This window comes from Luteolibacter sp. AS25, from assembly GCF_046736275.1.
In the GTDB taxonomy this organism is placed as follows: domain Bacteria; phylum Verrucomicrobiota; class Verrucomicrobiia; order Verrucomicrobiales; family Akkermansiaceae; genus Luteolibacter.
The window spans coordinates 253412-269895 of record NZ_CP151837.1; the positions used below are offsets into that span (position 1 = coordinate 253412).

The 16484-nt window shown below is 52.7% G+C and carries 18 protein-coding genes and 1 tRNA gene; 9 read left to right on the top strand and 10 right to left on the bottom strand.

Going from position 1 to position 16484, the window contains the following annotated elements; translation table 11 throughout:
- Window positions 1-18 precede the first annotated feature (18 nt).
- Window positions 19-708: a hypothetical protein gene (locus tag AAGA79_RS01105; RefSeq protein WP_411826939.1), complete on the top strand. Its 690-nt coding sequence runs from the start codon at window positions 19-21 to the stop codon at window positions 706-708.
- Between the two features lie 22 nt (window positions 709-730).
- Here the strand turns inward: AAGA79_RS01105 and AAGA79_RS01110 are convergent, their stop codons facing one another.
- From AAGA79_RS01110 to AAGA79_RS01120, 3 genes are all read right to left on the bottom strand, one after another.
- The gene (locus AAGA79_RS01110) at window positions 731-1984 is read right to left on the bottom strand and encodes an MFS transporter (RefSeq protein WP_411826940.1); all 1254 of its coding nucleotides are present in this window, start codon (window positions 1982-1984) and stop codon (window positions 731-733) included.
- A complete protein-coding gene (locus tag AAGA79_RS01115) occupies window positions 1981-3327 on the bottom strand; it encodes an NAD(P)-binding domain-containing protein (protein WP_411826941.1) in 1347 nt (448 codons plus the stop codon). Before AAGA79_RS01115 ends, AAGA79_RS01110 begins: the two co-directional genes overlap by 4 nt.
- An 82-nt stretch (window positions 3328-3409) precedes the next feature.
- Window positions 3410-4000: a sigma-70 family RNA polymerase sigma factor gene (locus tag AAGA79_RS01120; RefSeq protein ID WP_411826942.1), complete on the bottom strand. Its 591-nt coding sequence runs from the start codon at window positions 3998-4000 to the stop codon at window positions 3410-3412.
- A gap of 278 nt (window positions 4001-4278) precedes the next feature.
- On the opposite strand from AAGA79_RS01120, the gene AAGA79_RS01125 reads away from it, so the two are divergent.
- Together AAGA79_RS01125 and arsJ are read left to right on the top strand one after the other, a co-directional pair.
- Window positions 4279-5286 carry an ArsJ-associated glyceraldehyde-3-phosphate dehydrogenase gene (locus AAGA79_RS01125; RefSeq protein ID WP_411826943.1) on the top strand — a complete coding sequence of 336 codons (1008 nt, stop codon included), beginning with the start codon at window positions 4279-4281 and terminating at the stop codon, window positions 5284-5286.
- 6 nt (window positions 5287-5292) lie between these two features.
- Window positions 5293-6522, top strand: coding sequence for an organoarsenical effux MFS transporter ArsJ (gene arsJ / locus AAGA79_RS01130; RefSeq protein ID WP_411826944.1), 1230 nt, complete (start codon window positions 5293-5295; stop codon window positions 6520-6522).
- A gap of 92 nt (window positions 6523-6614) precedes the next feature.
- Here arsJ and AAGA79_RS01135 read toward each other — a convergent pair.
- The 4 genes from AAGA79_RS01135 to AAGA79_RS01150 all read right to left on the bottom strand — a co-directional run bounded on the left by AAGA79_RS01135 (window position 6615) and on the right by AAGA79_RS01150 (window position 8952).
- Window positions 6615-6705: transfer RNA gene (locus tag AAGA79_RS01135), tRNA-Ser, on the bottom strand.
- Window positions 6706-6778: 73 nt separating this feature from the next.
- Window positions 6779-7237, bottom strand: coding sequence for a dihydrofolate reductase (locus tag AAGA79_RS01140; protein ID WP_411826945.1), 459 nt, complete (start codon window positions 7235-7237; stop codon window positions 6779-6781).
- Between the two features lies 1 nt (window position 7238).
- On the bottom strand, window positions 7239-8051 hold the full coding sequence (locus AAGA79_RS01145) for a thymidylate synthase (protein WP_411826946.1): 813 nt from the start codon (window positions 8049-8051) through the stop codon (window positions 7239-7241).
- Between the two features lie 64 nt (window positions 8052-8115).
- Window positions 8116-8952 carry a histidinol-phosphatase gene (locus tag AAGA79_RS01150; protein ID WP_411826947.1) on the bottom strand — a complete coding sequence of 279 codons (837 nt, stop codon included), beginning with the start codon at window positions 8950-8952 and terminating at the stop codon, window positions 8116-8118.
- Window positions 8953-9062: 110 nt separating this feature from the next.
- Between AAGA79_RS01150 and leuA the strand changes: the two genes are divergently transcribed.
- On the top strand, window positions 9063-10742 hold the full coding sequence (gene leuA, locus AAGA79_RS01155) for a 2-isopropylmalate synthase (protein WP_411826948.1): 1680 nt from the start codon (window positions 9063-9065) through the stop codon (window positions 10740-10742).
- Between the two features lie 36 nt (window positions 10743-10778).
- Here the strand turns inward: leuA and AAGA79_RS01160 are convergent, their stop codons facing one another.
- Window positions 10779-12170: a hypothetical protein gene (locus AAGA79_RS01160; protein ID WP_411826949.1), complete on the bottom strand. Its 1392-nt coding sequence runs from the start codon at window positions 12168-12170 to the stop codon at window positions 10779-10781.
- Window positions 12171-12215: 45 nt separating this feature from the next.
- Entirely contained in the window at window positions 12216-12890 is a 675-nt protein-coding gene (locus AAGA79_RS01165) for a hypothetical protein (protein WP_411826950.1), read from the bottom strand.
- Window positions 12891-12941: 51 nt separating this feature from the next.
- Between AAGA79_RS01165 and AAGA79_RS01170 the strand changes: the two genes are divergently transcribed.
- On the top strand, window positions 12942-13307 hold the full coding sequence (locus AAGA79_RS01170; protein ID WP_411826951.1) for a TM2 domain-containing protein: 366 nt from the start codon (window positions 12942-12944) through the stop codon (window positions 13305-13307).
- Between the two features lie 111 nt (window positions 13308-13418).
- Here the strand turns inward: AAGA79_RS01170 and AAGA79_RS01175 are convergent, their stop codons facing one another.
- Window positions 13419-13694 carry an HU family DNA-binding protein gene (locus AAGA79_RS01175; protein ID WP_411826952.1) on the bottom strand — a complete coding sequence of 92 codons (276 nt, stop codon included), beginning with the start codon at window positions 13692-13694 and terminating at the stop codon, window positions 13419-13421.
- Between the two features lie 569 nt (window positions 13695-14263).
- On the opposite strand from AAGA79_RS01175, the gene atpB reads away from it, so the two are divergent.
- The 4 genes from atpB (at window position 14264) to AAGA79_RS01195 (ending at window position 16482) form a co-directional block, all read left to right on the top strand.
- The gene (gene atpB / locus AAGA79_RS01180) at window positions 14264-15145 is read left to right on the top strand and encodes a F0F1 ATP synthase subunit A (RefSeq protein WP_411826953.1); all 882 of its coding nucleotides are present in this window, start codon (window positions 14264-14266) and stop codon (window positions 15143-15145) included.
- A gap of 81 nt (window positions 15146-15226) precedes the next feature.
- Window positions 15227-15418: an ATPase gene (locus AAGA79_RS01185; RefSeq protein WP_411826954.1), complete on the top strand. Its 192-nt coding sequence runs from the start codon at window positions 15227-15229 to the stop codon at window positions 15416-15418.
- 95 nt (window positions 15419-15513) lie between these two features.
- Window positions 15514-16053: an ATP synthase F0 subunit B gene (locus AAGA79_RS01190; RefSeq protein WP_411826955.1), complete on the top strand. Its 540-nt coding sequence runs from the start codon at window positions 15514-15516 to the stop codon at window positions 16051-16053.
- Window positions 16054-16089: 36 nt separating this feature from the next.
- The gene (locus tag AAGA79_RS01195) at window positions 16090-16482 is read left to right on the top strand and encodes a FoF1 ATP synthase subunit delta (protein ID WP_411826956.1); all 393 of its coding nucleotides are present in this window, start codon (window positions 16090-16092) and stop codon (window positions 16480-16482) included.
- The last annotated feature ends 2 nt before the right edge of the window (window positions 16483-16484 follow it).

The window sequence follows — 16484 nt, forward strand, 5'->3', positions numbered from 1 at the left end:
AGATGTTTCCTCCCCGGGTTGCTGATTTTTCCACTTTTCGTTTCCTGCGGTCCCCACAAGGCAATTCCCGAGGACTCCATCCGGATCGCACATACCTATAAGGATGTGCAATGGATGCCCGAGGAGCGTCACATTCGCCATGGAAAGGATACCAAAGGGATCATGGTGCAGACCCCGGACACCACTCTGGTGAGCCGTGCGGATCGGAAAGGCTGGTGGAAGCCCGGTGAACAGGCCACAGGAATGGCTTACAAATGGGGTGGGTTCGATACTCCTGAATCATTCCTGAAGGGCCTGGCCGAAGGCAAAAAGGCGGGTGATGTGGCGAACTCATACAAAATCAGCGGGAATGATTCCGTGGTGAGCGATGAAAGCGTAGGAATTGATTGTTCGGGATTCGTATCGCGCTGCTGGGGGCTGAAAGCGCCGGTATCGACCCGGGAACTACCCTCCATTTGTGATCCGGTGGACTGGGATGAGATGAAAATGGGAGATATTTTACTCACAGGCGGGCACGTCATCCTGTTTTACCACTACGATGGTGATAAAATCATGGGATACGAATCAGGACCGATCCCCATATGGAAGGTGCGCCAATGCAATATAAGTATCAAATTTCTGAAAGGGGAGGGATACAAACCCTGGAGATACAAGAACATGGCGGACGTAAATAAAATGACCGTCGTGCCGGGTAGTGCCGGGAGTTAGGAAGGCTTGTTCGGCGGGTATGCTAATGGGTGGATGGCACAACGTCTATTTCCGGATCCGGATTGGGCAAATTCAGGACTGCGCCTAGACCGATGAGGAGGACGAAAAACAGTGTGACGAAGACGTATGTCGGAGTCGCGGAATTTTCCCAGATTGCACTGAGCAGAAAGGGCGCGGCGGCTTTTGAAATCATCGAAGGAGTGGCGAGTGCGCCATTGAGTTCCGCATAGCGTAGCGTGCCGAAGTATTCGGCGATCGCAGTGCCTTTCAGAATCGTCATAAGGCCGTTGCCGGTGCCAAACAGGACTGCGAAGCAGAGAAGCCAGGCAAAACTGGGCGGTAGGGCGATAAGAATGAGGACCGAAAGCGTCATGGCTATCATCGCCCAACGGCCGACCTCGATGGATGAAAATTTCCCGCTACGGGAGGCAACAAGCAATCTTCCGAGAACCTGCATTGGGCCGATCAAAGCCATGGCCACCAACAAAGACGCCGGGTCCGCTCCCATGGATGTCATAGTGGGGACAATTAGGAAAATCAGTCCGGAAAATGCAGCTGTGTGAGCTGTGAACCAGAGTGCGAGAAGGAGGAAGGTTCTATTGGTGAAATCAGTTTTGAAGGTTCTGATAGCGTGGCCGATGGTTTTTTGTAATTTGTCTGAATCTTCCCTTGGTCTGGAAACCGATTGGGGGAGGTTCAGGCAATGAAGAGGAATTCCGATCGCTACTACAGCAGCGCCCAGTCCTTTGCATGCATTTCTCCAGCCGTAGTGATCAGCAAGAAGGTAGGTAAAGGGAATAAAGGCGGTGCTGGCAAAGCCGGCAACCAGGGTGATGAGGACGATACCCCTCTTATAAAGGCTGCCGAAAGCCATCGTGACTGCGGCGAAGGCAGGTTCATACAGGAGTGCCGCCATCGCAGCACCCATGCAGGCCCATGCCAGATAGAAATGCCAAGGATCGGTGACATAACCTAATGCAGAGAATGATATTCCGCCGATGAGACAGCCGAGTGTCATGACTCCTTTTACACCCCGTCGCTGTATCCACATCCCAACGGGTAGGGCGAGAATCCCCCAGGTTAAAAGGCCGACGGATAGGCCGCCGTTGATAAGGGATCTGCTCCAACCGGTGTCCGCGTGGATGGGTGCTGCAAGAGCGGTGAAGGCGTAGTAGAGAACACCCCAGACGAGAAGCTGGCCCCATGCCAACTGCCATACGAGCCTCCACGGGGGAGCTTCGCATGATTTTGTTAGGTGAGGCGTGTTCTTTCTCATCTGCAACAGCTTGTATTGATTTCCCTGTCGGGAGCTTTTGGCTCGGACTCCAGTTCTCCGTAACACGGCGTAGGTGCGGAATCCGTTTGGCAGACACCTGTTTCAGGTAATTTTAGTTCAACTTTGGCAGCTGAATCGTGATCGCCGGTGATTTCAGCAACGAGCGAGCGGACCTGCTCATATCCCGTGGCGAGGAGGAAGGTCGGAGCACGGCCGTAGCTTTTCATGCCGACGATATAGTAACCGGGCTCAGGGTGAGAAAGCTCGCGGGCTCCGTGGGGAGGGACGCTGCCACAGCTGTGCTCGTTGGGGTCGATCAATGGACCGAGTTTCTCCGCGCATTCGAGAGCAGGATCGAGGCTGAGGCGGATTTCCCGACTGAAGCCAAGATCAGGCCGGAATCCTGTGCCTACGACGATGCGATCCACAATGAGTTCTACCGGAGAGTTTCCGACAGTGGCGTGGATCGTGAGTGAAGGGATAGAGTTGTTTTTGGTGAGCCGCTCGATCGACAACGGGGTGAGGATCTTCACTGCACCTGTTTCCACAGCTTTGCGCACCCGCTGTCCCAGCTGGCCGCGCGCGGGTAATGCATCGGTTGCTCCGCCGCCGAAGATGTTGCCGAGTTTAGTCTTTCGCATTGCCCACGTGATGGTGGTTTGCGGGTGTTTTTCCTTTAGATCCAAAAGGTCCAGGATCGCGTTGAAGGATGAGTGGCCGCTGCCAACTACCAGTATATGTGCACCGGCGAAGTCCGTTTCACGGGAGTTTTTCACATCCGGCATTCCGTAGTCGATGAGCGAGGGGTTCTCCAATTCCCCGGAAACAGGAAGGCCATCCGCTCCCATCGGGCTTGGGGTTTCCCATGTCCCGCTGGCATCGATCACTGCTTTCGCCCGATGTGATCTGGTATTGCCCGCGGAGTCGATAGTGCGGATCAGGAATGGTCGCTCAGCACGGAAGTGGCTGCGGACCTTGTCGATACCGTCGCGGGTTATCGCGACTACGCGCTGTCCGAGGAATAATGAGCGCGAGATTCGATCTACGGCGGCGAGAGGCTGAAGATACTCTCCGACCATTTCTTCTCCGGTAGGTAACTTTTCAGGGTCCGGGCTGTTCCAACAGGTTTTTTCGAGAAGACGCCGGGAGGCAGGGTCAATATTATGCCGCCATGGGGAGAACATTCTGATGTGTGACCATTGCTTGATTGTATGTCCGACGGATGAGCCTGCTTCGATTATTAGCGGGGTCTCGCCTCGCTCGATTAGATGCGCGGCTGCTGCAAGGCCGACCGGGCCGGCTCCGATAATTGCGACAGGAAGATTCTCTAAATGTTTTTCCATATATCATGGAAGACGGGGAGTTCGGGAAAAGGACGCGCTATATGTGATAAATTTTCCGCCGGGGCCGGATGCGGCCAAAATGCTATCCGCAGTCCTCGGTAGACTGCTTCGCCTCGACTCCGAAAATTTTTCCGTATCGGTCGGTCTCGATGTGGCAGCAACGTGCGACTTCCGCGCGAATTTCTTGCCGGGCTCGCTGGACCCGGGATTTGGCGCCGGAAAGTGAAAGGCCTTCCCGATCCGCGAGCTGTGCTTGTGTGTGACCTTCGTAGTCAGTGTAGCAGAGTGCATTTCGGTAGATAGCAGGAAGGGACTCCACCACTCCGCGGATGAAGGAGGAGAGCGTTTCCCTAAGCACTGCCTCCTCTTCCGGAACGTATCCGCAGAGATTGTCTTCCACATCAGGAAGGTGCTCGTGATAAGCTTGGGTGGACCTTGAACTCCGGAAATAATCAGCGATGACGTTCCGTGCGATCTGGAATAGCCATGATTCAAGTCTCTCCTTGTTCCTCAGGCCGGAAACCTTGGCAAATCCTCGGATCAGGATTTCCTGCGTGAGATCTTCTGCGAGGTGGCAATCCCTTACCCTGGATTGAACGAATCTCAGAATGGAATTGCGCAGCTCGTTGCTTGAAAGTCGTTCGACATCTATGGTGGAAGCTGGTTTTGGCATTATCTAAAAGGAGAGACGGTCATATCGGTAAAAGGACGCAGCAATTTTTTTCAATCTCCAGTGACTTTTGTCCATCGGCAAAGACGGAGAGATTTGGATGAAAATCTGTCGATATCGTCACGAAGAATGGCGTTGCTAAATATTTGTCATTCATTACGATTTTTTTCGTCATGACAAACTCCGTTGGGTTTTACGCCTTTTGATTGCTGTGTGGAAACGCGGGTTTTACGGGGTGGTTCATGGCGGTTTCTTAAATTTTTCCTCCTACAAAAAGTATTATGGCAACACGTATAGGCATCAATGGATTTGGACGGATGGGGCGTTTGGCGCTCCGTGCTGGCTGGGATTTCCCCGAGCTGGAATTCGTCCACGTGAATGAAACAGGCGGCGACGGAGTTACTTCCGCACATCTCCTTCATTTCGATTCGGTGCATGGGCGTTGGAAATACGAAACCGCCGGAGAGGCAGATCATTTCACAGTGGAAGGAAAGCGGATCGGGCACAGTAGCCATAAGGATTTTTCTGAAGTGCCGTGGGGTGAGCTCGGAGTAGATATCGTGCTGGAAGCCAGCGGAAAATTCCGCACGCCCGAGCAGTTGGAGGCATATTTCAAGGCTGGGGTGAAGAAGGTTATCGTTGCAGCTCCAGTAAAAAAAGGTGCGCTGAATGTGGTCATCGGTGTGAACGATGATCTATACGATCCGGAGCAGCACGATATTCTCACGGCTGCCTCATGCACCACGAACTGCCTGGCACCGGTAGTGAAGGTGATTCAGGAAAAAATCGGCATCCGTCATGGCATGATCACGACGATCCACGACATGACCAATACGCAATCGATTCTTGATACGCCCCACAAGGACTTGAGGCGCGCGCGGGCATCCAGTCAGTCGTTGATACCTACTTCCACCGGCTCCGCCACGGCAATCGGGATGATCTTTCCTGATCTGGTAGGCAAGCTCGATGGTGTGGCCGTCCGGGTGCCTCTGTTGAATGCTTCGTTGACCGACTGCGTTTTCGAAGTTTCACGGGAGACGAGTGTGGAGGAGGTAAATGGATTCTTGAAAGAGGCTGCCGAAGGTGAGCTTGCAGGAATTCTGGGATATGAGGTTAGACCGCTTGTTTCCGTCGACTTCAAAGGCGACCCAAGATCATCGATCATTGATGCTCCATCGACTATGGTTACCAATGGCACACAGGTGAAAATCCTCGCCTGGTATGACAATGAGTGGGGCTACGCCAGCCGCTATGCAGAACTCGCCCGTAAGGTTGCCCTTTCGCTCTAAGCGCCCATGAGCACTTCCTCCGGAACCCGGAATTATGCCATCGTGACGATGGCTTATTGGGCGGATACGATGGCTGACGGTGCGATCCGGATGCTGGTTCTATTCTATTTTTACCAACTCGGATACAGCGCGCTCCAAGTGGCCTCGCTGTTCCTGTTCTATGAGTTGTTTGGAATTCTGACGAATTTCGCAGGAGGAGTTCTGGCCTCCCGCTATGGACTGAAAAGCACTCTATTCATGGGACTTGGAACGCAATTGCTTGCGCTGGGTATGCTGGCATTCATGCCCGCCGCAGGACTGACGGTGATTTGGGTAATGGCATCCCAGGCGATGTCCGGAATCGCGAAGGATCTCACGAAGATGAGCAGTAAAAGCGCGGTAAAACTCGTGGCCGGAGATGCCGAGGGACGACTCTACCGGTGGGTTGCGCTATTAACCGGGAGTAAAAACGCGCTGAAAGGAGTGGGCTTTTTTATCGGAAGTTTGCTGCTGTCTGTGATGGATTTCCAATCCTCCGTCATGGTGATTATGGCGGTGGTGGCTCTTGCGATGATATCTGCGGGACTGCTCATGCGCGGGGGGCTGGGAGATGTGAGAAATAAGTCGAAATTCAGCCAGCTTATCTCGAGAAACCGCGCGGTGAATATGCTCTCGGTCGCACGGTTCTTTCTATTTGGAGCGCGGGATGTTTGGTTTGTGGTTGCATTGCCCGTTTTCCTTTCCTCGGTACTTGGCTGGAAATTCTGGCAGGCCGGTGGATTCATGGCGCTATGGGTTATTGGTTACGGGTGCGTCCAGGCTGCAGCTCCCGCTATTTTGCGTGGCAGAGACCCCACCGGGAAAACTGCGAAGCGCCTTGCCTTCATTCTGGCCGCAATTCCGATCCTGATGGCGATTGGACTGTATGTTGGATGGAACGCAACTGCTGTCGTTGTCGGCGGTTTGATCGTGTTCGGAGTTATTTTCGCCCTAAATTCTGCTGTGCATTCGTTTCTGATCCTGGACTACACGGATCACGATAAAATCGCCATGAATGTGGGCATCTACTATATGGCCAATGCCTGCGGACGGCTGGCGGGCACGGTTTTGTCCGGGCTGCTGTATCAGCTGGGCATGCGTCAGGGCGGGCTTGCTGGAATGACGTGGTGCTTGGTCGCCTCCGCATTGTTTCTCATCGCGACCGGCCTGATCTCGCTGGCTTTACCTAAGCAGCAAGAGAAGAAGTCCATTGCGTAGACCTTTATTCGAGAGGTGCTTGTCACTCCCACAGTCGATGGTGGATGGGCATCATTAAGAAACAAAAAGCCCGCAGAAATGCGGGCTTAAAATGGCGGAACGGGAGGGATTCGAACCCTCGGTAGCCTTTTGAGCTACGTTCCCTTAGCAAGGGAGTACTTTAGACCACTCAGCCACCGTTCCGTGAATCAGTTTTGGTCGAGGGGCTTTGAACCATGCGCGGAGGTTTTCGTCAAGATCGGCGTTTGAAATTTTATCAGGAGCGGAGATATTTTTTTACGATGAAGGTACCGTGTTCTTCGATTGTCTCGATTTCCGGGAAATTTTCCTCGAAATGTGCGAGGTGTGTATCGCCTTGATAGGCCTTTTTCACGTGGCTGACTAGCCACTCATCAATGAGTGGGGTGAGCGCCTTATAAACTTCAGCTCCGCCGATGAGAAAGATCTGTGGTTCATCGGTAGGAATCTGCCCGGGGCTGTGGATGACCTCGACTCCCGGGTGACTCCAGTTCTCATCGCGGGTTATCACGATGTTTCTCCGCTTTGGTAATGGACGCCCAATGGATTCGAAGGTTTTTCTGCCCATGAGAATTGGGTTACCTACGGTTGTTTTCTTGAAAAAGGCGAGGTCTTCCGGGAGGTGCCATGGGAGAGAGCCGTTCGCGCCGATGAGGCGGTTCGGGTCCATGGCGACTACGGCGATTAGGCGGGACATTTTAAATGGCGATGGGGGCTTTGATGGTCGGGTGCGGATCGTAGCCTTCGAGGCGGATGTCATCGAAGCTGAAGCCGTCTACTGTCGTCACATCAGGATTGAGGTGGAGTGTGGGAAGAGGGCGTGGCTCGCGGGTGAGCTGGAGTTTTGCCTGATCCAGGTGGTTTTGGTAAAGATGCAGGTCGCCGAATGTGTGGACAAATTCACGCGCCTCATAGCCGCAGACTTGGGCGACGATGTGTGTGAGAAGCGCGTAGGAGGCGATGTTGAATGGAACGCCTAGAAATAGATCTGCGCTGCGCTGGTAGAGCTGGCAGGAGAGGCCGGGTTTTCTTCCTTCTTTGGCATCATGGACATAAAATTGGAAGAGGAGGTGGCAGGGTGGGAGGGCCATTTCCGAGACGTCGGCTACGTTCCATGCGGAGACTATGTGACGGCGGGAATGAGGGTTGTTCACGAGCCCGTCTACGAGCTGGGAGATTTGGTCGATGATCTTTCCGTCCGGGCTTTCCCAGGCGCGCCATTGCTTGCCGTAAACGGGGCCGAGGTTGCCATTTTCATCGGCCCATTCGTCCCAGATGGTAACTTTGTTCTCTTTGAGGTAGGCGATGTTTGTATCGCCTTTGAGAAACCAGAGGAGCTCGTGGATGATTGAGCGGAGGTGAAGTTTCTTCGTGGTGAGGCAGGGAAAGCCTTCGCGGAGATCGTAGCGCGATTGGCGGCCGAAGAGTGAAAGAGTGCCGGTGCCGGTGCGGTCGCCACGTTCCTCTCCGTTTTCCAGAACGTCAGTGAGGAGGTCGTGATAGGCTTTCATGCGGCATTCCAATCTTCTGAGAGCAAAGATTCAATCGCGAATGGCTGTTAGTTCAGAATTGCAATCAATACAGGGGCTCCGAGGTGCGGGATCTCTTATTGAATTTCTGCGTTTCCCGATAACCGGCGGCTTTTGCCAGTTCACGAGCAAAGGGGAAATCCCGGGCAACTTCGGCCGGAGCGTGTGCATCGGAGGAAATGACGAGACCGATGCCGGCGGAGCGCGCAAGCTCGATGAAGCGCGGGGCGGGGTAGGCTTCGGCGCAGGGCTTGTGCAGGCCGGCGGTGTTGATTTCTATCACGGATCCGTTTGCGGCGATGGCTTCGATTGCGGGATCGTAGAATCGGTCGAGATCGCCCTCGGGGGCATAGGAGAATTTTTTCACCAGATCCGGGTGGGCGAGAATGTCAAAGAGGCCGCTTTCGGCCATTTCCGCGTAGGTTTTCCAATATTCGGTCCAGACTGCGTCGACATCGGTTTCGGCCCATTTGCCGAGCCACTTTGGATTATCGAAATCCCAGCTACCTAGATAATGGACGGAGCCGATGAGGTAGTCCCAATCGTATTTTTTTGAGAGTTCCCCGATGAAGGGTTCACAACCTTTGATCCAATCGCATTCCATCCCGGCGCGGATTTCTATTTTGTCTCCGGCGGCTTGTTTGGCGCGCTCGATCCATTGGAAATAATCGGGAAGTTCGCTCTCGAGCATGCGCCAGTCATCGAAAGGCTCCGGGCGGCAGGGTGCGTGATCGGAGATGCCGTATTCATCCAGCCCAGCGGCGATGGCGGCGGCGACGTATTGTTCTGGCTCGCCGGTAGCGTGTTTACAGAGAGGTGTGTGTGTGTGGTAATCTGCGGGCATGGCGTGGTTGTTTTTACGGCGGATGGTATCGATCTGCAAGGTTGTGCAAAGTTTGCGGGGCCGTAGCCTGACTCTAATCCGCCCTTTACTTCCGTGATTGGTTCCTGCTCCTTTGGGCAGTGGCGATTTCTGCCTTTTCCTGAAAACAAATGGACCCGAAAGCACTTTCCAAATACCGCCCGTTCCCGGCGATCCCGTTGGCCGACCGTACATGGCCGGACAAATCGATTATCCGCACGCCTATCTGGTGTTCGGTGGATCTCCGTGACGGAAACCAAGCTCTCCCGCAGCCGATGTCAATCGAGGAGAAACTGGAGTTTTTCGATCTATTGGTGAAAATCGGTTTCAAGGAAATCGAGATCGGTTTCCCATCTGCCGCGGATACGGAGTTCAACTTCTGCCGCCGATTGATCGAGGAAAACAGAATCCCGGTGGACGTGACCATTCAGGTGCTGGTGCAGACACGTGAGCAACTGATCCGCCGCAGCTTCGAGGCGATCAAGGGAGCAAAGCGCGCGATCGTGCATATTTATAACTCCACCTCACCGCTCCAGCGCGAGATTACCTTCAGTGGTGCGAGCCGCGAATCCATCAGGCAGATTGCTCTGGATGGAGCGAACCTGGTGAAAGAGCTGGTGCCGACGATTCCTGAAACAGAAGTGGTGCTGCAATATTCCCCGGAATCATTTTCAGACACAGAGCTGGATTTCTCCCTAGAGTGCTGCAACGGCGTAATAGATATCTGGCAGCCATCGCCGGAGAAGAAAATGATCATCAACCTGCCGGACACAGTCCAGTGGGCTACTCCTAACGTTCACGCGGATATGATCGAGTGGATGAGTAGAAACCTGAATCGGCGTGATTCGGTGGTGCTTTCACTCCACACCCACAACGACCGCGGAACCGGTGTGGCTGCAACCGAACTCGGATTGATGGCAGGAGCCGATCGCGTGGAAGGAACTCTTTTCGGAAACGGTGAGAGGACCGGAAATCTCGATATCGTGACCGTCGCCTTGAACATGAATAGCCACGGTATTCCTACGGGCTTGAATTTTTCCGAGCTGAACGAAATCCGCCTGCAGTATGAAAAATTCACCAGATTGACTGTGCCTGAGCGTCAACCGTATGGTGGTGAGCTGGTGTTCACCGCATTTTCGGGTAGCCATCAGGATGCGATCAAGAAGGGGCTGGACCGGAGGAGAAAAGAGACCGGCGCCGATTGGGAAATCCCGTGGGGAGTGCCATACCTGACAATTGATCCGCAGGATATCGGGCGTTCCTACGAGGCGCTGATCCGTATTAATTCCCAATCAGGAAAAGGCGGCGTGGCCTATGTTCTGGACCGTGAGCACGGCTTCGACCTGCCGAAAACCATGCATCCACAGGTTGGTAAGCGAATTTACGATCTTGCCGATGAGCGGGGACGGGAGCTTGAAATCGATGAGATCCGCGAGGCTTTCTTCGAGTATTTTGTAAATGTGGAAACGCATCTTAAGGTCGTGGAATATGAGTTGATTCATAACCCTTCCGGCGGAGACGTGCGCTGTAAGGCAAAGATCTCAATCGACGGGGAGATGCACGAGATCGATGGAGACGGCAATGGGCCGATCAATTCCTTCGTGCATGCTCTTGAAAAAATCGGCCAGAAGGATTTCAAAATCGCCGACTACCGCTCCCATGCGGTGCGTGGTGGCTCGGATGCTAGTGCTGCTGCCTATGTGCAGCTCCAGCACGAGGACGGAAGGCTACTGTGGGGGTCTGGTGTGGACTCCTCCATCGAGATGGCGGGTCTGAAAGCGCTTGTGACAGGGTGGAACCTTCTCAGGTAGCAGCTGAAAAGGGCCGCTACCGGTCCTTTTCAGCTGCTATGGAACGATAATCACCTGGCCGGCTTCCAGGCCGCCGGTGATTACAGTTTCATCTTTCGAAGATTTTCCTCTGGTGACCGGTCGCTGCTCAGTCTTGCCGTCGGCCAGCTTGACCTCCGCTGACCACCCCTGGGGGCCAAAGGTGAGGGCGTTGGTAGGCACGGCGATCACGTCTTCAGTGGAGTAGGAGATGAGCTGCACTTCGAGATTCTGCCCCGGCGCGGTTTTCAGGCCGTTGGGCCATGTGATGTCGAATACCGCATGGTATTTCTCGTCCACACCCGGGCTGGAATCGAGGCTCATTAGTTTTACCGGTATATTGATTTCAGGGCTTCCATCCAGACTGGCTGTTCCGCTGGCACCCGGTCCGAGGGCAAGCGTCGTGGCTTGATCGAGAAATGCATGAGCTTCGAGGCTGGCGCTGGAGGGAATGAATGTAGCGAAGGGTTGCCCAAGCGGAGGAGAACCCCCGATTCTCAGGTTTTTCACAAGTTCTCCGGTGGTCCATTTTCCAGCTTCAATGGATCCGTAATAAAATGTGCCGTCTGACGGAGCCTCCAGTTCGAACGTTTTTCTATCATTCTGGAGATCTTTCAGTAATTTGCTGGCTCTCTGAAGATCGGTTTGGAGCTTTGCTATTTCGAGCTTTTTGAGCTCGAGCGAACGCGGGAGATCATTGCTGCCCGACTCAAGTTCAAGGGCTGCGTTGTCACGGGCTTCCGCCAGTGAGATGGCTTTCCTAGGAATGGAGACTTCAATAGCTCTCTCATAATTCAGCTTTTCCCTGCGGAGAATGAACTCGGCATATTCCACTGAGTCTCTCTGGTTCTGTAGGATGATCTCCTCCGTTTCCTCGGTGATGTCGTCTGCCTCATACATCTGGAGCAGTTGTTTTAGCTCTTCTTTGGTGGACGCCAGCATTTGCTGTTGCTGTTGCAGGGCTACCTCCGCCGCTTCTTCAGAGGATTTGCGAGAGGTCTTGTTGAAGTAATCCAGCTCTTCCATTGCTTGCTCAGCACTGCGTTTGAGGTGGGCAAGGCGGCGGGGGATGGTTTTCTGCAAGGTGGCGAGATCTGCTTCCGCTTGTTGAAGCTGGAGGTCCTTGGTGGACAGCTCCGCAATAGAATCAGCTATTTTACGGCTGATTTCCTCGCTCTCATATGAAATGAGTGAATCTCCTTTTTTCACTGCCGCCGAGTGTCCTTTGATCGAGGAAATCCTGTAGCTCGTCCATTCTTCCGGCTTCAACTTGATTGGAGTGCTTTTCGCCGGCAAAGCGGTCGCGGAAAAGCTGTGAAGTATGAAGAAATCTTTTTTCTTCAGGCTCAGCTCGTCCGCAGCGGCATTGGTGATCAGTGCGAGAGCGATGAAGCGGTTTAGAAGCAGCATAATGGAAATTAGGTAGGAACCCGATAATTACATGGTTTCCGAGCCTCAAGCAAGATCGCGGGACTTGCGGGCCAGCCAGATAGGGAGAAGACGTGGTTTCTTGGCCATTGGTGAGGACGGAACGAGATGCTCGATGACTTCATAGCCTTCCTTTTCCAGATTTCGGCTGAGATGGGGCATTTTCTGGGTGGAGGCAATTGCAAGGAGACCTCCCGGTTGCAGGGCTTCGAAGGTTGCGGAAACCCAGCGTTTATCATTTACCAACAGTTTTTGGCGGGAGCCCAGTGGAGCGGAGTCCACGTGAATGAGAATGGCATGCAGCATACCTGATTGCTTATTCAGGGCTCCTGGGCCGACGTCGCTTTCGAGTATCACCCGTGGATCTTTAAGAGGTGTATTCGGGAAAAACTCATCATTCCATTCAGTCAGCTCCAGGCGGTTCTCAGCGACGGTGTAGGTAGCGCGCTTCTGCGGAAGCTCACGGATGATTGCTTCGAGCATGTTTCCCAGACCGAGCCCAACCAACCATATCTTAGGCTGCCTAGCCGGACGGAAGGGGTTTGCAGCAAGTTTCGCGAGTTCGTCTTCGGACGCACGGGTGGCAGGGCCACAAATCTGTTGCCCGTGTACGATGAGGTAACGGCGTTCGTCGTGCTCTTGTAGCTGCAATTGGCTGCCGTCCGGGAGTGTTGTTTCGGCGAGGGTGATTCTTGGTTTCATATTGGCTTGCTTCTTGCTAAATACGTGCTGATTCGCTAATTCACAATCACCATGTCAGAAGAATCTCCTACTCCAGAATCATCCGCACCCCAGACACCTCCGCCATCCGCTGAAACTACAGCCGCAGCACCAACACCCCCGCCTGCAGGTCAGTATTCCAAAGAGCAAACTGACAAAAAGCTCATCGGTGGCATCCTCGCGATCGTTCTCGGTGCATTCGGTGTCCACAAATTTTATCTGGGTTACCAGAAAGAGGGTATCATCATGCTGATCGTCGGCGTGGTGGGGCTCTTCATCTGCGGTTTTCCTACATTGGCTGTAGGTATCGTGGGGTTGGTTGAGGGAATCCTCTATCTCACCAAGACCGACAACGAATTCGTATCCACTTATGTGATCGGACGTAAGCCTTGGTTCTGATCCTCAGATCCACAATCAGTCACCATTCAAAAAGAAAGCCCCGGTCGTAACGACCGGGGCTTCTTAGGTTTTCAAAAGTTGGTTAATACCGTGCGGAAATCCGCATTGGTATTAGAGGCTTCCTTTGAGAACGGAAGAAGGTTTGAAACCGACTGATTTTGATGCAGCGATTTTGAGTGCTTCTCCTGTTTTTGGATTGCGGCCGAGACGGGCAGCGCGCTTTTTGACCTCAAAAGTTCCGAAACCGATGATCTGGACCTTCTGATCTTTCTTAACGCCGGAGGCGATCGAGGAAAGAACAGCGTCGAGGGCTTCTTCAGCGGAGCGTTTTGTTGCGTCTGCTCCGAGGGACTTCTGGATGGATTCTACTAGTTCTGCTTTGTTCATGGCGAAAAGGGTTTTGGTAAGACCAGCGGATCATTGCAAGGGAAAAGCTGCATATGTGTGTATGATTTTTTCTTAGCAATCACTTGACTTGGCGGGCTTTTTTCGATTCTCCGGTTGGATTTTTGATGTGTATCTTCGTGAAAATTTGAACGCGGACTGGATTTGGTGGTCTTTAGTTACCTGCGGTGGTTCGACGGGAAATTATTCATGATTTCTCCGATGGGTTGGGCGGGAGGCTGAGCTGACAGTCTCGTATATCCTGGTGGAACGCTGGATTCTTTGTATCCGGCAAACTATGCTTTGGAATTTTCCTTTCTCTCAAACGTGGATGAGACCGGAGTCGTCGTGGGGCATCCACTCGGTATATGATCAATGATCTATGACTGATTATCTTCGGAAAGAAGTTAACCCGGTGAAGAATTCCAGAATCGAAGATGAACAAAGATTTTCGAAGAAATCCAGTAATTCCAAGGGTGAGGGAGAAGCCTTGTGAATTTTTTCACAAATAGCCTTGCGGTGGTAGAGGGGTATCGGTATCACCCGTGCCCATCGCCCTTTTGACAACTCACATGATGCGTTTCCTTCGACCTATTCTGACTTTCTGGATCTTGTGCCTAGCCTCCGCTTACGGGGCTGAAGGTGAGCATCATGCTTTGCCGCTGAACGCGGATCCACTTCATCCGTTTCTACCTATTTCCAACTCCATGATCATGGTATGGGGGGCTGTTGGTATCATTGTTCTATTCTGTCGCCTTGCGACGAAGAAGATGTCCCTGGTTCCTGCCGGTCTTCAAAACTTTGCCGAGTGGGTTGTCGAGGCTTTATATGATTTCCTCGAGGGTCTGATCGGTGAGCATATGATCAAAAAAACTTTTTGGTTCTTCGGTGCCACCTTCTTCTTTATCCTTGTTTCCAACTGGATGGGTCTGATTCCAGGAGTTGGAACGATCGGTTGGCATCAATACGATGCGGAAGGTAATCATCGCTGGCTGTCACTTCTCCGTGGTGCGAATGCTGATTTGAATCTTACCGCTGCTATGGCGATCACATTCGCAATACTCTGGTTTTATTGGGCTGTTACTGAAAACGGTATCAAAGGTTTCCTTGGTCACATCTTTGCTCCAAAGGGTAATTTCGGAGGGCTTATCCTGATTTTGATGGTTCCTGTCTTCCTCTTCGTAGGATTTCTGGAGGTGATCTCGATTATGATCCGTCCGGTTGCTCTAAGCTTCCGTCTTTATGGTAATATCTATGGTGGTGAGCAGACTCTCGAGGCCCTCATGGCGCTCATTCCTAGCAAGCTGCAGATGTTCATCTCATGGATGCCAGCGCTTCCTTTCTACTTCGTGGAGCTCCTCGTCGGTTTTGTCCAGGCGCTCGTGTTCACTCTTCTCTGTGCGATTTTCCTTAAGTTGATCTGTGACCATGGTGACGAAGATCACGCACACTAATCCTTTCTACACTTTCGCGAATTTGACCATGGCAAAGATTGTGGGAATTCCGAAAACACCAACACAAACTAAACAAACTAAATGACACTTCCATTATTCCACGTTGCTCTTGCAGCTATCGGCGCAACTCTCGGTATCGCTATCCTCGGCGCAAAAGCAGCTGAAGCAACTGGCCGTAACCCAGGTGCAGCTACTCCGATCCTTGTTCTTTCGATCATTCTTGCAGCGCTTATCGAGGGTGTATTCATCCTCTCCGCGTTCGCTGTTAAATAATTCATTTGCGCCGGGCGCGATATTTCTCCGCCCGGCGCACTTTCTCTCTTTTCTTCAGACTTTTCTCCCAACAGTTTACTTAAACACTTCCGAGTATGATGACCATCTTCGCAGCGGCTACCGAGCCAGGCACATTTGAAACAATCCAAGAGACCTTTGGTTTCAACTGGCCGTTTTTCTTCGCTCAGCTGGTAAACTTCATTCTCGTGATCCTTGTGCTGAAGAAATTCGCATTCGGCCCGATTCAAGAGATGCTTGAGCAGCGTCGCACTCGCATCGCCGAGGGTGAAGAGAAGCTCAAGCGTATTGAAAAGCAACTTGCCGAGTCTGAGGCAACCACAGCAGCAGCTATCGCCAAGGCAAACGAAGAAGCTCTTCGTTTGGTTACCGAGGCAAAACAAGGCGCTGCCGCACTTTCCGAGCAAAAATCACAAGAAGCTATCGCTCAGGCCCAGCAAATTCTTGCCAAGGCAGAAGCTGCCGGGAACGCAGATCGCGAGCGCATTTCCGCTGAACTTAAGCGTGAATTCGGCCGTCTAGTTACAGCTACCACTTCCCAGGTCACAGGTAAGGTCCTCACTTCAGAAGATCAGACACGTATCAACGAAGAGGCTCTCTCCAAAGTCAGCAACTAAGCTGGTTCCATTATTTTCTAGTCAAGAATTCCCAAGATGAAGATTTCCAAAGTCGCTGCAGCCACAGCCCGTCGCTTGTTCGGCCTTTGCCAGGTGAACGGCCAGCTTGATGAAAACAAGCTGCGCGATCTGGTTTCAAAAATCATCGCGGCACAGCCACGGGATTATCAGGCTATTCTTGCCGCAATTCATCGCCTCACCCGCATTGATGCAAAGAGCCGCGAAGTTACCGTTCAAAGCGCCGCTGAACTCGATTCCGCATCCAGAGCGCGCGTGGAGTCCGGCCTTGTTAAGGACTACGGCAATAATCTCTCAATTTCATACACCACCAACCCGGAGCTTCTCGGCGGTCTGAAAATTCAGGTCGGCGATGATGTATTCGACGGTTCGGTTCAGGGTCGCCTCGACCGCCTCTCAAAAGCATTTTAATT